The 13,094-nt window shown below is 62.7% G+C and carries 10 protein-coding genes and 2 pseudogenes; 7 read left to right on the top strand and 5 right to left on the bottom strand.

From position 1 onward, the window contains the following. The first annotated feature begins 388 nt into the window (after positions 1–388). Complete coding sequence (locus R6G97_RS13275; protein ID WP_043209383.1) at positions 389–646, top strand: DUF2790 domain-containing protein; 258 nt, start codon at positions 389–391, stop codon at positions 644–646. Positions 647–740: 94 nt separating this feature from the next. On the opposite strand, the gene R6G97_RS13270 is transcribed toward R6G97_RS13275, so the two are convergent. Continuing rightward, positions 741–2,300, bottom strand: a complete 1,560-nt coding sequence (locus R6G97_RS13270) for a sigma-54-dependent phenylalanine hydroxylase transcriptional regulator PhhR (protein WP_043209382.1) — start codon at positions 2,298–2,300, stop codon at positions 741–743. A gap of 257 nt (positions 2,301–2,557) precedes the next feature. Between R6G97_RS13270 and phhA the strand changes: the two genes are divergently transcribed. From phhA to R6G97_RS13245, 5 genes are all read left to right on the top strand, one after another. Then, on the top strand, positions 2,558–3,346 hold the full coding sequence (gene phhA / locus R6G97_RS13265) for a phenylalanine 4-monooxygenase (RefSeq protein WP_043209381.1): 789 nt from the start codon (positions 2,558–2,560) through the stop codon (positions 3,344–3,346). Between the two features lie 39 nt (positions 3,347–3,385). Continuing rightward, positions 3,386–3,742, top strand: coding sequence for a 4a-hydroxytetrahydrobiopterin dehydratase (locus R6G97_RS13260; protein ID WP_028691075.1), 357 nt, complete (start codon positions 3,386–3,388; stop codon positions 3,740–3,742). Next, positions 3,739–4,935 (top strand): amino acid aminotransferase, encoded by a 1,197-nt coding sequence (locus R6G97_RS13255; RefSeq protein WP_167358103.1) that lies wholly within the window; start codon positions 3,739–3,741, stop codon positions 4,933–4,935. Before R6G97_RS13260 ends, R6G97_RS13255 begins: the two co-directional genes overlap by 4 nt. A gap of 232 nt (positions 4,936–5,167) precedes the next feature. After that, positions 5,168–5,296, top strand: coding sequence for a hypothetical protein (locus tag R6G97_RS13250; protein ID WP_256543836.1), 129 nt, complete (start codon positions 5,168–5,170; stop codon positions 5,294–5,296). Positions 5,297–5,398: 102 nt separating this feature from the next. After that, positions 5,399–6,598, top strand: a complete 1,200-nt coding sequence (locus R6G97_RS13245) for an MFS transporter (RefSeq protein WP_317847083.1) — start codon at positions 5,399–5,401, stop codon at positions 6,596–6,598. 105 nt (positions 6,599–6,703) lie between these two features. Here R6G97_RS13245 and ydiJ read toward each other — a convergent pair whose 3' ends face one another. Beyond that, entirely contained in the window at positions 6,704–9,724 is a 3,021-nt protein-coding gene (ydiJ, locus tag R6G97_RS13240) for a D-2-hydroxyglutarate dehydrogenase YdiJ (RefSeq protein ID WP_102081350.1), read from the bottom strand. 149 nt (positions 9,725–9,873) lie between these two features. On the opposite strand from ydiJ, the gene R6G97_RS13235 reads away from it, so the two are divergent. After that, positions 9,874–10,758, top strand: a complete 885-nt coding sequence (locus tag R6G97_RS13235) for a LysR substrate-binding domain-containing protein (RefSeq protein ID WP_043209372.1) — start codon at positions 9,874–9,876, stop codon at positions 10,756–10,758. Positions 10,759–10,765: 7 nt separating this feature from the next. On the opposite strand, the gene R6G97_RS13230 is transcribed toward R6G97_RS13235, so the two are convergent. From R6G97_RS13230 to R6G97_RS24975, 3 genes and pseudogenes are all read right to left on the bottom strand, one after another. Continuing rightward, positions 10,766–11,359 carry a tRNA-uridine aminocarboxypropyltransferase gene (locus R6G97_RS13230; RefSeq protein WP_317847082.1) on the bottom strand — a complete coding sequence of 198 codons (594 nt, stop codon included), beginning with the start codon at positions 11,357–11,359 and terminating at the stop codon, positions 10,766–10,768. Positions 11,360–11,434: 75 nt separating this feature from the next. Continuing rightward, a pseudogene (locus R6G97_RS24980) lies at positions 11,435–12,415 on the bottom strand (methyl-accepting chemotaxis protein); the annotation flags it as partial. A 303-nt stretch (positions 12,416–12,718) separates the two neighbouring features. Beyond that, positions 12,719–12,994 (bottom strand): annotated as a pseudogene (locus R6G97_RS24975) (PAS domain-containing protein); the annotation flags it as partial. Positions 12,995–13,094 lie beyond the last annotated feature (100 nt).

Below are 13,094 nucleotides of genomic sequence, written 5' to 3'. Positions count from 1 at the left end.
TTGTATGGAATCGTTTGTAACTGTACCAGAGCGCGAAAAGCCATTCGACGTTGGTAGTAGCGAAACGCTGAATTCCCTACAAAAACTTACACAACCGCTCTAACCCAGCACTCACAGGGCGGTGAAGAAAAAAAACGAGGAGCCGATCCTGGGGATTGTTACAGATTCTGTCAAAAGGCAAAAAAACTTTATCAAAAGTCCATCTGTTTCAGTGCACTGCCCCGCCATAAAATTCATCTCGCCAACAACGGCAAGGCGATTAACTCAAGTAACAGCCCCCACGAAGGCAAGTTGATCCCTCTCTTGATCCGATAGTTAAGACCTGGCTGTACTCGCGGCGCCAAAAGCGCCGCGTGCCCCCTCACGACCTAAAATAGGTAAATTGAAAATGAAAGCGTTACTGGCATTGGTACTTGGCGGTCTTTGCAGCGCGGCGATGGCCGACGAAGTTGCAAAGGATGTCGAGCAGATTCCGGTTGAGCAGTACAGTTACTCGCAGCATCTGGACATCGCCCGGGTGCTCTCCATGAGCGAAGTCCCGAACGTCTGTGAAGTGGTTCCAGCCCGCATGACGTATGAGGATTCCCAGGGCCAGAAGCACATCCTCGAATACCGCGTGATGGGCAACGGCTGCTCCAACGGCTGACATTGGCAGTAACGCCCGCTGCGCCTCGAACATCCCGAGGCGCAGCGCCAAAAGTTGTGTTTACTCAATATCCGAGTAATTCATATCTCTTACTTCATTCCGCCGATTTGTTGAGCGAGTAATCGCGCAACTTATTGGCTATTGTCGTATGTGAAACACCCAGACGTTTGCCCAGCGCTCGACTACTGGAATATTCCGTCATCAAGGATTCCAGCACGGCCTTTTCAAATCGTCCGACAATTTGCGCAAGATCCCCTTCCAGCGAAAACTCACCCAATGGTTGCCGCGCCCCATAGTCCGGCAGGCGAATATGCTCGCCCTTCACTACCCCGCCCTCGCACAACGACACCGCCTGGAACAGCACGTTCTCCAACTGGCGCACATTGCCTGGCCAGTGGTACTGGCTGAGCTTGTCCATCGCCGCTGGCGCCAGACGCGGCATCGGGCAACCAATCTGCCGACTGGCCTGGTCGAGAAAATGCTGCACCAGCCCGTCCAGCCCGTCCATGCACTCGCGCAGCGGCGGGATATGCAGCGACAACACATTGAGGCGGTGATACAGGTCCTGGCGGAACTCGCCCCGGGCGCACAACTCGGAGAGATCGACCTGGGTGGCGCAAATGACCCGCACATCGAGATACACCTCCTCGTCACTGCCCACCCGGCGGAAGCAGCCATCCTGCAGGAACCGCAGCAGCTTGACCTGCAGGCGCGGGCTCATCTCTCCCACACCGTCGAGGAACAACGTGCCACCGGCGGTCAGCTCCAGCAGGCCCAGCTTGCCTTCGGCCCGGGCGCCTTCAAAAGCCCCCGGGCCATAGCCGAACAGCTCAGTCTCAGCCATCGATTCCGGAAGGCCCGCGCAGTTGAGTGCCATCAGCGGCGCCTGGCCGCGTGGGCTGGCCAGGTGACAGGCACGCGCCAACAGCTCCTTGCCGGTACCCGTTTCGCCTTCGATCAGCAGCGGTGCATCCAGAGGCGCCATGCGCCGCGCCTCGCGTACCACCGCAGCCATCACCCGAGAGCTCTGGAAAATACTGTCGAAGCCGCGCAGCTCCTGCTTGCGCACGTTGTAGATACGCTCACCGATACGATCTGCCCGGTGTAGCGTCAGCACCGCACCCGCCAGCGCCTCGCTGTCGTCGTGCTCCGATTGCAGCGGCGCGATATCGGCAAGAAACACATCGCCCTTGACCTTGACGCGCAAGCCGTTGATCCGCGACTTGTTGGCCCGTACCAGTTCCGGCAGGTCAAAGTCCTCGACATAGCGCGCCAGCGGAAGCCCCGGCACTTCGTCGACCCGCACCCCCAGCAACTGGGCGGCGCTGCGGTTGGCCGCGACGATGCTGCCGCCCATGTCGACCGACAATACCGGGAAATCCAGCGCACCGAGCAAGGCGTTGAGTTCCATGTGCCGGCGTTCGCTGGGCATCAAGCCTACGCGTTTGACCCCGAACACACCGGCGATCGACTCGAACTTGGGCCGCAGCGCCTGGAACTGCAGGTTGATCAGGTTCGGGCAGTGCAGGTAGATGGCATTGCCGTGATCGCCGCCAACCTCCCCACGCAACACGTTGATGCCGTATTCCACCAACAGGTTGAGGATGTCCCGCAGGATGCCGATGCGGTTCTGACAATGCACTTTGATACGCATGGAAAAGCCCCGAGGCGCGCAGAAATTTCAGCGACGCGTGGAAAAGTCGTAAAGATAAGCTGACAAAAACCCAGCTAAGGCCAGCTCGACGCCTGTGATTTTCCGGCATCCCGGCCTTTTTGTAAAATTAACGTTACAGAAACTACGTAGCGATTCGGCCCACCCACGCGCCACACCCCGTGCAAAGGCTCAGGCAAGGGGATATTCCTTAAGGCATGTCCTGCACATAACAAGAAAGCCCTCACCAGGAGAGCCACATGAAACAGACGCAATACGTGGCACGCGAGCCCGATGCGCATGGTTTTATCGACTACCCGCAACAGGAACACGCGGTGTGGAACACCCTGATCACCCGACAGATGAAAGTGATCGAAGGCCGCGCCTGCCAGGAATACCTCGACGGCATCGAGCAGCTCAAGCTGCCCTACGACCGCATCCCGCAACTGGGCGAAATCAACAAGGTCCTGGGCGCCACCACCGGCTGGCAAGTCGCCCGCGTCCCTGCGTTGATCCCTTTCCAGACCTTCTTCGAGCTGCTGGCCAGCAAACGCTTCCCGGTGGCCACGTTCATCCGTACCCCCGAAGAGCTGGACTACCTGCAGGAACCGGACATCTTCCATGAGATCTTCGGCCATTGCCCGCTGCTGACCAACCCCTGGTTCGCCGAGTTCACCCACACCTACGGCAAGCTGGGCCTGGCGGCGACCAAGGAAGAACGCGTCTACCTGGCCCGCCTGTACTGGATGACCATCGAGTTCGGCCTGATGGAGACTGCCCAAGGTCGCAAGATCTACGGCGGCGGCATCCTCTCCTCGCCCAAGGAAACCGTCTACAGCCTGTCCGACGAGCCAGAGCACCAGGCGTTCGATCCGATCGAAGCCATGCGTACGCCCTATCGCATCGATATCCTGCAGCCTCTGTACTTTGTCCTGCCTAACCTCAAGCGTTTGTTCGACCTGGCCCACGAAGACATCATGGGCATGGTCCACCAGGCCATGAAACTGGGCCTGCACGCGCCGAAGTTTCCACCCAAGGCGGCTGCCTGAGCTGCCTTGTCGATAACAACTCAAATCGGAAAAACACCCATGAATGCCTTGAACCAAGCCCATTGCGAAGCCTGCCGCGCCGACGCCCCTAAAGTCACCGACGAAGAACTGGCCGAACTGATCCGTGAGATCCCGGACTGGAACATTGAAGTGCGTGACGGCCACATGGAGCTGGAGCGTGTCTTCCTGTTCAAGAACTTCAAGCATGCCCTGGCCTTTACCAACGCCATCGGTGAAATCGCCGAAGCCGAAGGCCACCACCCTGGTCTGCTGACCGAGTGGGGCAAGGTCACCGTTACCTGGTGGAGCCACTCGATCAAGGGCCTGCACCGCAACGACTTCATCATGTGCGCCCGCACCGACGAAGTCGCCAAGACCGCCGAAGGGCGCAAGTGATGCATTTCGCGGCCATTGGCCGGGTCCCAGGCGACCCGATCCTCGGGCTGATGGAAGCCTACGCCCGCGACACCAACCCGGCCAAGTTCGACCTGGGCGTGGGCGTGTTCAAGGACGCCCAGGGCATGACCCCGATTCCCGCGGCGGTCAAGCAGGCCGAACAGCGCCTGGTGGAGCATCAAGCCACCAAGAGCTACGTGGGCGGCCATGGCGATGCTGAGTTCGGCCGCCTGGTCAGCGAACTGGTCTTGGGCAGCGCCTCGCCGCTGCTCGACAGCCACCGTGCCGGCGCCACCCAGACCCCTGGCGGCACCGGCGCCCTGCGCCTGGCGGCGGAGTTCATCGCCCATTGCCTGCCGGGGCGTGGCATCTGGCTCAGCGACCCCACCTGGCCGATCCACGAGACCATTTTTGCTGGCGCCAAGCTTAAGGTGTCCCATTATCCCTACGTGGGTGCGGACAACCGCCTGGATGTCGCCGGCATGCTGGCCGCTTTGGAACAGGCTCCGGAAGGCGACGTCGTGCTGCTGCACGCCTGCTGCCACAACCCCACCGGTTTCGACCTGAGCCAGGACGATTGGCGCGCCGTGCTCGAAGTCGTGCGCAAGCGCAACCTGCTGCCGCTGATCGACTTTGCCTACCAAGGTTTCGGTGATGGTCTGGAAGAAGACGCCTGGGCGGTTCGCCTGTTCGCTGCGCAACTGCCTGAACTGCTGATCACCAGTAGCTGCTCGAAAAACTTTGGCTTGTACCGCGACCGGACCGGCGCACTGCTGGTCTGCAGCCATGACGCCGAAAAGCTCCTGGATGTACGTAGCCAACTGGCGCTGCTGGCCCGCAACCTGTGGTCCACACCACCGGACCATGGCGCCGCGGTGGTCGCACAGATCCTCGGCGATCCGGCCCTCAAGGCGCTCTGGATCGAAGAGGTCAACGCCATGCGCCAGCGCATCGCCGAATTGCGCGAGGGACTGGTCAAGGCCTTGGCCCCCCATGGTCTGGCCGAGCGCTTCGCCCACATCGCCGCGCAACGCGGGATGTTCTCCTACACAGGGCTGAACCCGGAGCAGGTCCGCCTGCTGCGTGAAAAGCACAGTGTGTACATGGTCGGCACAGGTCGGGCGAATATCGCCGGGGCCGATGCGCAGCGACTGGAGCAACTGGCAGCGGCCATCGCCGACGTCTGCCGGTAAGTGCCTATTCGCGGGTAAACCGCTCTGCCAAGGCTTGCACGAGGCCTTTGCCGGAGCGGGCTTACCCCCGCGAAAAAGCTTCCCCGATTGTCCGATAGCCGCCCGCAAAACCGCGCCGCAGGGCGGAAAAAACTCAAACTGTCATCCGGACTCCTGTATCCTGCCCCAGCTTTTCGAAGCCACACACGCGCCTGGCGCAGTCTTTTCACTCACACTTGCGAGGAACGACGAGATGCATGAAATCCCGAATCTTCCCTTCCCAAGCCTGAACCCCGAAGAGCAAACCGTTGCCGCCCACACCGAACCGACGCCTGCCGTCGAACAGGATGGCGACGATCAATCCAGCGCTGACCAGGAATAAATCGCGCATCCCCCAGACTGTGTGAAAACGGCTGACTCGCGGGAACTTGCCCGTCATCGCGTTTTCACACCGTCCAGAACCCTCTACCCGCCAAAGACCTCCATGCCCGACTCACCGCGTCCCCTTGCGGTCACCCTGCAAGTCGTCTCCATCGTCCTTTTCACCTTTATCGGCTACCTGAACATCGGCATTCCCTTGGCCGTGCTGCCGAGTTATGTGCACAACGACCTGGGTTTCAGCGCAATTGTTGCGGGGTTGGTGATCAGCGTGCAGTACCTGGCCACCCTGCTCAGCCGCCCCCATGCCGGGCGCATCATCGACAATCTCGGCAGCAAGAAGGCCGTGATGTATGGCCTGCTCGGCTGCGGCCTGAGCGGCGTGCTGATGCTGGCCAGCAGCTTCTTCCCCCACCTGCCCTGGCTGAGCCTGGCGTGCCTGCTCATTGGACGCCTGGTGCTGGGCAGCGCAGAAAGCCTGGTCGGCTCAGGCGCCATCGGCTGGGGCATCGGCCGGGTCGGTGCCGAGCACACCGCCAAGGTGATTTCCTGGAACGGCATCGCCAGCTATGGCGCCCTGGCGGTTGGTGCGCCGCTTGGAGTGCTGATGGTGGAAAGCCTGGGGCTGTGGAGCATGGGCGTGAGCATCATCCTGCTGGGGATCATCGGCCTGTTGCTGGCCTGGCCCAAGCGTGCCGCGCCGATCGTCGCCAGCGTGCGGCTACCGTTCCTACGGGTCTTGGGCAAGGTATTCCCGCATGGCTCGGGGCTGGCCCTGGGCTCGATCGGTTTCGGCACCATTGCCACCTTCATCACGCTCTATTACGCCAGCCGCGACTGGAACAACGCAGCGCTGTGCCTGAGCGTGTTCGGGGCCTGCTTCATCGGGGCCCGCTTGTTGTTCGGCCACTTGATCAATCGTATCGGCGGGTTCCGCGTGGCCATCGCCTGCCTGGCCGTCGAAGCCCTTGGCCTGTTGATGCTATGGCAGGCGACCAGCGCGGAGCTGGCCCTGGCGGGCGCCGCCCTCAGTGGTTTCGGTTTTTCGCTGGTGTTTCCGGCGCTGGGCGTAGAGGCGGTCAATCAAGTCTCAGCTGCCAACCGCGGGGCTGCGGTGGGCGCCTATTCGCTATTCATCGATCTGTCGCTGGGCATCACCGGGCCCTTGGTGGGCGCGGTGGCGTCGGGCTTCGGCTTTGCTTCGATCTTTCTGTTCGCCGCCGGCGCGGCGGCTTGCGGGCTGGTGTTGAGTCTCTATCTGTACCGCCAGGCACGACGCCCGCGCCAGCACGCCGACGAAACCTGAGAGCCCTGCACTGCCTGATCCGCTTCTTCGCGGGTAAGCCCGCTTCCACAAGGGTTGGCGATGATCCTTGTGGGGGCGGGTTTACCTGCGAAGAGGCCAGAACGACTAACGCTGCGCGTACTGCAACACCACTTCCAGTGGATGGCGCATCTGACGCTCGGTCATGCGCTTGACCTGGCTGCGGCACGAATACCCCGTGGCCAATGGCTCTCCCTCCTTGTCCAGCTTGGTGGCCCAGGACTGCTCGAAGATGGTCCGCGAGGTCTGCTGGTTGCGCGCCTCGTGGCCATAGGTGCCGGACATGCCGCAGCAACCGGTAGCCTCAGTGACCAGTTTCAGGCCCAGACGCGCGAACACCTGTTCCCACTGCCGGGTGCTGGCCGGCACATTGGTCTTCTCGGTGCAGTGGGCCATCAGGCGGAAGCTGCCAGCGTCGACGGCAGCCTGCTCCGGCAGCACGTCCATCAGCCACTCCTGGGGCAACAGTACCTTCGGACAGCCGTCCAAGCCATCGACCTTCTGGTACTCCTGGCGATACACCAGGGTCATGGCCGGGTCCAGGCCTACCAGCGGTACACCGCATTCGGCCAGCGCCTTGAGCTGCGTGGCATTGCGGATCGCCGCCTTGGCGAAGGCCCCCAAGAAGCCCTGCACGTGCAGCGGCTTGCCATTGGCGCTGTAAGGCGCCAGGAACACCCGATGGCCCAGACGATGCGCCAGCTCGATGAAGGCCGCCAGCAATGGCGTCTCGAAGTAACGGGTAAAGGCATCCTGAACCAGCACGATGGCGCGCTCGCGCTGGGCCGGGGTCAGCTCGCGCAGAGCCGGCACACTCGCCACACCGACGCGGCAGCGGGTCAAGGTCGACTGGAAGTTGAAGCGGCTGATCAACGGGCTGTCGACCATGCCGACCTTATCGGCCAATAGCTTGCTCACCCATTTGGAGCCCATCACGGCGTTGTACAGGCCAGGCGCGTGAGCCAGATACGGGATGGTGAACTCCAGCGAACCGATCAGGTAGTCGCGCAGCGGGCGCTGGTAACGGCCGTGGTACAGCTCGAGGAAGCGCGAGCGGAAGTCCGGCACGTTGACTTTGATTGGGCACTGTCCGGCACAGGATTTACAGGCCAGGCAGCCGGCCATGGCGTCATAGACCTCGTGGGAGAAATCCTCCTGCCCCTGCTGACGGGCGCGGGCATTGCGCAGGCGTGCCGGCAAACCCTTGAGCCAGGACACCTTGCCACGTGCGGCAGCGAGCACATCGATATCCGCCTCGCCCTGCAAGCGCAACCATTCGCGAATCAGCGAAGCGCGGCCCTTGGGCGAATGCTGACGCTCGCGGGTGGCTTTCCAGGAGGGGCACATGGCGTCGTTGGGGTCGTAGTTGTAGCAGGCGCCGTTACCGTTACAGTGCACCGCGCTGCCAAAGCTCTGCCAGACACGCTCGTCGATGGTGCGGTCCAGGTCGCCGCGCAGGGTCACGCCATCGACCGGGGTCAGGCCTTCGCTGCTGTCCGGCGGGGTGCAGATCTTGCCCGGGTTGAGCTGGTTATGCGGGTCGAAAGCGCCCTTGAGGCGTTGTAGCGCCGGGTACAGCTCGCCGAAGTATTCCGGCACGTATTCCGAGCGCAGGCCCTTGCCGTGCTCGCCCCACAACAGGCCGCCATAGCGTTGGGTCAATGCGGCGACGGCATCGGAGATCGGCTTGACCAGCGCAGCCTGGGCCGGATCCTTCATGTCCAGGGCTGGGCGCACGTGCAGCACACCGGCATCGACGTGACCGAACATGCCGTAGGCCAGGCCATGGCTGTCGAGCAATGCACGGAAATCAGCGATGTAATCGGCCAGTCGCTCCGGCGGTACCGCAGTGTCTTCGACGAACGGCTGCGGGCGAACCTCGCCCTCGACATTGCCCAGCAAGCCCACCGAGCGCTTGCGCATGGTATAGACCTTGGTCACCGCCTCGGCGCCTTCGGCCAAGGTGTGGCCCAGGCGCTCGACGCTGGTATCGGCTTTCAAGTGAGCGATGAATGCCTCGACCCGAGCGTTGACCTCGGCCGGCTCGTCACCGCAGAACTCGACCAGGTTGATGCCCAGGGTCGGACGCTCGGGGTCGGCCGGAAAGTATTCAGCGACGCTGTGCCAGACGATGTCCTGCATCGCCAGCATCAGCACCTTGGAATCGACGGTCTCGATCGACAATGGCTTGTGCGCCATCAGCGCGTTGGCATCGCGCAGGGCATCCATGAAGCTGGTATAGCGCACGTTCACCAGCACAGCGTACTTCGGAATCGGCAGCACGTTGAGCTTGGCCTCGACCACATAGCCCAGCGAGCCCTCAGCGCCGCACAGCACGCTGTTGAGGTTGAAACGGCCCTGTTCGTCGCGCAGGTGCGCCAGGTCGTATCCGGTCAGGCAGCGGTTTAGCTTGGGGAAAGTGCTCTCGATCAGCTCGCCCTGGGTTTGCTGGATCTCCCGGGCCATGCGGTACACCTCACCGACCCGGCCGGGCGCAGCGCAGGCCTGCTCCAGCGTGGCATCGTCAATCGGCAGGCTGTGCAGACGCTCACCGCCGAGCAGGATGCTGTGCAGTTCGAGCACGTGGTCGCGGGTCTTGCCGTAGGTGCAGCTGCCTTGGCCGCTGGCGTCGGTGTTGATCATGCCACCGACGGTGGCACGGTTGGAGGTGGACAGCTCCGGGGCGAAGAACAGCCCATGGGGTTTGAGCGCAGCGTTGAGCTGGTCCTTGACGGTGCCGGCCTGGACCCGGACCCAACGCTCCTCGACGTTGATCTCAAGGATCTTGTTCATGTGCCGCGACAGGTCTACAACGATACCGTCGGTGAGCGACTGGCCGTTGGTGCCGGTGCCGCCACCACGCGGGGTCAGCTTGATCTGGCGGAACCGTGGCTCGGCCATCAATGTGGCAACCCGGGCGACATCGTCGGCGTCCATCGGGAACACCGCCGCCTGGGGCAGGCGCTGGTAGATGGAGTTGTCCGTGGCAAGCACGGTACGGGTGCCGTAGTCGGCGCTGATCTGGCCACGGAAGCCGCTGTTGCGCAGCGCTTCGAGGAATTCTGGGTAGTGGGCGGCGGGCGCACGGGTCGACAGCTGGGCGATCATCGAAGGATGGCCTCTATATAGGCAAATTCACGGAAATACTGTCACTCCGGCATGGATGGACTGCGCAGGGATGACGAATGCGCCAATGTTCCTGTAGTTTCCAGCCAAGGGCAAACGGATATTCCTGCCGCTATCGATGAGTTTTGCGAATGAATTACCGCCACCTGACCCCATCGATGTCGTTACTGCTGGCCTTCGAGGCCGCCGCCCGACATGAGAGCTACACCCGCGCTGCTGCCGAACTGTCCCTGACCCAGAGCGCGGTCAGCCGACAGGTGCAGGCGCTGGAGCAGCAGCTGGGTTTGACGCTGTTTCGCCGTGAAGGGCGCCAGGTCCAGCTGACCGACGTAGGCCGCCTGTATCAGCGCGAGCTCAGCGAAGCCCTGGGGCGCATCCGCAGCGCCACCTTGCAGGCCCTGGCTTACCAGTCGGGCGTCGGTACCTTGCGCCTGGCCACCTTGCCGACCTTCGGCTCCAAATGGCTGCTGCCACGCCTGCATGCGTTCTATACCGCGCACCCCGGGATGCTGGTGCACATCCATTCACGGATCGAAGCGATCAACTTCGACACCAGCGAAATCGACGCCGCCATCGGTGTCGCCACCCATGACCTGCCGGGACTGATTTGCCATCGGCTGCATGCCGAAGAGCTGGTCGTCATCCTGCCACCAACGGCTGCGGACGATGTCCAAGGCTGGGACCCTGCGCGCATCAGCGAACAAGTGCTGCTCAACGTCGCCAACAACCCGCATGCGTGGGGCGAGTGGTTCTCCCACCACGGCCTGCCCCATCGCAGCATGCGCCTGGGGCCAAGCTTCGAGCTGACATCGCATCTGATCCAGGCCGTACGGGCGGGAATCGGCATCGGCCTGGTACCGCGGATCCTAGTGGAAGAAGAATTGGCCAGCGGTGAGCTGGTCAGCGCCGGGGGCGCCTTCGCCAGCCAGCGCAGCTATTACCTGATCTATCCACCGCGCAACGAGGCGCTGCCCTCGCTGCGGGCGTTCCGGGGGTGGTTGCTGGAACAGATCTGATCGCCGCCTAGCCGTGATTGCGCTCGAACGTCTCCCGCCCCATCGCCTTGATTTGCCCTTCGATCAAGGCATCGAAAGGCCGGCACAGCGCATCGAAACGCCCTGCCCCCTCCAGGGCATTCAAGGCTTCGACCACGGCCTCGATGGTCGACAAGGCGCCCGCCTCCGGCGCCTTGCGCAACCGGTAGCGTGAGGGCGGTACCTGACCCAGGGTCACCCGTGGCAACGCGTCGAGCAGCGGATTGAGATACAGCAGCTTGCGTGCCTTGCGCCAAGTGCCATCGGGCACGATCAACAACAGCGGCGTATCGTCTGCGATTTCGTAAGCCGACAACACCTGCGCCTGCTCCCCTGGGAACAACAGCACCGGCCGGTACCCGGGTGTGGCGAGCAGCGCCGGCAGGTCATCGAATACCTCGCCTACCCGCAGTTCGGCGTTCACCAGGCCAAGCGCGGCCAGGCGTGCGGTGTTCAAAGCATGGGACACTTCGCTGGGATGCTGCAGCAGGACCACGCGGGTCCTGCTGTCGAGGCTGGGAATCAATGGGCAAAGGCAGTGATCGAGCGGACGCTGGCAGCGTTCGCAGCGGGGTCTGGACATCGGCTTCTCCTTACCCGGCGCAGTGTGCCACAGCCGCTCGGAAAAGCCCCACATCCCTGTGGGAGAAGTGAATTTTCAGCGATTGAATCGTTCGGCCAGGCTGTGCAGGTACTCGGCCATGCGTTCGAGGTCCTGGCTGATCTGCGCGCCCTGCTTGGCCTGCCCGGCGCTCTCGTCGCACAAGTGGGCGATCCGCACGATCTGCTGATTGATGTCCTCGGCGACATGGCTCTGCTGCTCCGAGGCCGTTGCCATCTGCTGGCTCATGCCAGTGATACGGCTGACCGCCTGGACGATACCGGACAACGCCTCCTGGACCGCTTCGACGCTGTGCACGCTGTCTCGGGAAATCTGCTCGCCGCGGTTGGCGGTGGTGACCGCCCGCTCGGCGCCCGAACGCAGCGAGGCGATGATGTGATGGATTTCGTCGGTGGAAGCACGGGTGCGCTGGGCCAGGGAACGTACTTCATCGGCCACCACCGCGAACCCACGCCCCTGCTCGCCCGCCCGCGCGGCCTCGATCGCTGCGTTGAGCGCCAGCAGGTTGGTCTGCTCGGCAATGGAAGTGATCACATCCACCACGCTGCCGATCGACTGGGTCTGTTCGGCCAGCGCATTGACCGCCTGCCCGATGTCGTTGACCGCATCGCTCATGCTGCCCATGGCCTTCAGGCTCTGTTGCGCCAGCTCACTGCCTTGCTGGGCCAGATGATCGGCATCGCTGGCGGCGTGAGCGGTGCTTTGCACGTTGTGGGTAACTTGCTGGATGGTTGCGGCCATCTGGGCGATGGCGGTGGCCGACTGGTCGGTCTCGCTGCGCTGGCGGTCGAGCATCTGCGCCTGGGCATCGGACAAACCGGCCGACTCCGCCGCCCGCGACTTGACCCCGACGCCGGCATCCACCAGACGGGTCAGGGCTGTTTGCAGGCGAGCCTCTTCACTGATGATGGCCAAGTCCAACTGCCCTTGCAGACCAGGGTTGTCGCTGTAGGTCAGGGCCACCAACGGGCTGGTGAACGCTTTGGGGTGCTCGGCCAAGGTCCGGCGAATGGCTTGGTTCTGCCGGTGTTCGATCCAGTACCAGGCCCCCAGCATGCTGGCCATCAGCACGCCCAGCGCCGCGTACTGCGGTAACCAGAGATAAGCGGCGGCCGACGCGAGACCTGCGCCAATCAGCGGCAAGCCATGTTGCAGCCCGGACCCGAGGCGTGCGGCCCAAGGCACTGCCGAACGTCCGCCACGCAAACGCGCATAAAGCGCCTCGGCACGGCGAATCTGGTCACGGGTCGGGACCGAACGTACCGACTCGTAGCCGCTGATCCGGCCATTTTCATAGATGGCCGTGACGTAGGCGCTGACCCAATAGAAATCACCGTTCTTGGCGCGGTTCTTGACCACCCCCATCCAAGGTTTGCCCTGCTTGATGGTTTCCCACATGTGGCCAAACACCGACGGTGGCATGTCGGGGTGCCGCACCAGGTTGTGCGGCTGCCCCACCAGTTCGTCGTAGGTAAAACCGCTGATGGCCACGAACGCGTCATTGCAATAGGTAATGCGGCTGTTCAGGTCGGTGGTGGAAATGAGCCGCTGGTCGGACGGGAAGGTTCTTTCTTGCTCTGTGACGGGCAAATTCATGCGCATCTGGGCAGTCCTTGCTTTGTTAGATGATGGGAAATTTCATCAAAGCAAATAGATATTTAGCAGAACGCCATCACTCCAGTCGCATGCCTCCCAG

The organism is Pseudomonas sp. HTZ2 (assembly GCF_033173945.1).
GTDB lineage: Bacteria > Pseudomonadota > Gammaproteobacteria > Pseudomonadales > Pseudomonadaceae > Aquipseudomonas > Aquipseudomonas guariconensis.
This window is presented reverse-complemented; position numbering and strand designations above follow the sequence as displayed.

Coding starts and splice junctions, on each gene's coding strand:
- R6G97_RS13275 (WP_043209383.1), top strand. CDS start 389: ATGAAAGCGTTACTGGCATTGGTACTTGGCGGTCTTTGCAGCGCGGCG.
- R6G97_RS13270 (WP_043209382.1), bottom strand. CDS start 2,300: ATGCGTATCAAAGTGCATTGTCAGAACCGCATCGGCATCCTGCGGGAC.
- phhA (WP_043209381.1), top strand. CDS start 2,558: ATGAAACAGACGCAATACGTGGCACGCGAGCCCGATGCGCATGGTTTT.
- R6G97_RS13260 (WP_028691075.1), top strand. CDS start 3,386: ATGAATGCCTTGAACCAAGCCCATTGCGAAGCCTGCCGCGCCGACGCC.
- R6G97_RS13250 (WP_256543836.1), top strand. CDS start 5,168: ATGCATGAAATCCCGAATCTTCCCTTCCCAAGCCTGAACCCCGAAGAG.
- R6G97_RS13245 (WP_317847083.1), top strand. CDS start 5,399: ATGCCCGACTCACCGCGTCCCCTTGCGGTCACCCTGCAAGTCGTCTCC.
- ydiJ (WP_102081350.1), bottom strand. CDS start 9,724: ATGATCGCCCAGCTGTCGACCCGTGCGCCCGCCGCCCACTACCCAGAA.
- R6G97_RS13235 (WP_043209372.1), top strand. CDS start 9,874: ATGAATTACCGCCACCTGACCCCATCGATGTCGTTACTGCTGGCCTTC.
- R6G97_RS13230 (WP_317847082.1), bottom strand. CDS start 11,359: ATGTCCAGACCCCGCTGCGAACGCTGCCAGCGTCCGCTCGATCACTGC.